The organism is Microtetraspora sp. AC03309, from assembly GCF_020826795.1.
GTDB lineage: Bacteria > Actinomycetota > Actinomycetes > Streptosporangiales > Streptosporangiaceae > Microtetraspora > Microtetraspora glauca.
In genome coordinates this window covers 1-614 of record NZ_JADDIL010000356.1, presented here as the reverse complement: position 1 = coordinate 614, position 614 = coordinate 1, and the positions used below count along the sequence as shown (strand labels likewise).

The 614-nt window shown below is 65.1% G+C and carries 2 protein-coding genes; one reads left to right on the top strand and one right to left on the bottom strand.

Annotated elements, in window-relative coordinates; genetic code table 11:
- Positions 1–116, top strand: a 116-nt coding sequence (locus IMZ11_RS43315) for a cupin domain-containing protein (RefSeq protein WP_228649479.1), incomplete at its 5' end; no start/stop codon positions are given.
- Here IMZ11_RS43315 and IMZ11_RS43310 read toward each other — a convergent pair.
- Positions 91–614 (bottom strand): VOC family protein (locus tag IMZ11_RS43310; protein WP_228649477.1); only part of this gene is annotated, 524 nt, incomplete at its 5' end. The genes IMZ11_RS43315 and IMZ11_RS43310 overlap by 26 nt on opposite strands.

Genomic DNA, 614 nt, shown 5'->3' with positions numbered 1-614 from the left:
GCCATTGGCAACGCGCCAAGCCGCGCGATGACGAGCCCGTTCTGGTCAGTTGCGTGGTGGTGCCCGGCTTCGATTTCGCCGACTTCGCTCTCAGCCCTGCAGCGACGACAGATTGAACCCGGCTCCGGTCGGATCTGTCACCGCAGCCAGTCGTCCATACGGAGTGTCCTCGGCTCCGCGCACCACTGCCCCACCGTTGGCGACGACCAGCTCGATGGTCTTGTCCACATCCTCGGATCCGAAGAACGTGGTCCAGGCCGACGGTGCTCCTTCGGGCATGAACGCCGATCCGTCCATCACACCCACCAGCGCCTGACCATCGAATGAGGCTGTGCTGTACCTGAACTCATCGGTATCGGACACCACCTGCGTGGCCCAGCCGAACACTGTCCGGTAGAAGTCCAACGCCTTGGCGTAGTCGCTGGTGGTCAGCTGGTGATAGACCGGCGCGCCGGCCTCGTTGAACAGTGCGAAGCCGTCGTGCCCGGCCGGCTGCCACAGACCGAAGAACCCATTGGCGGTATCGGTCATCATCGCCATCCGCCCCTTGGCCGGGATGTCCATCACGCCACCGCAATTGCTGCCGCCCGCAGCGACGGCGGCCGCCACCGTGG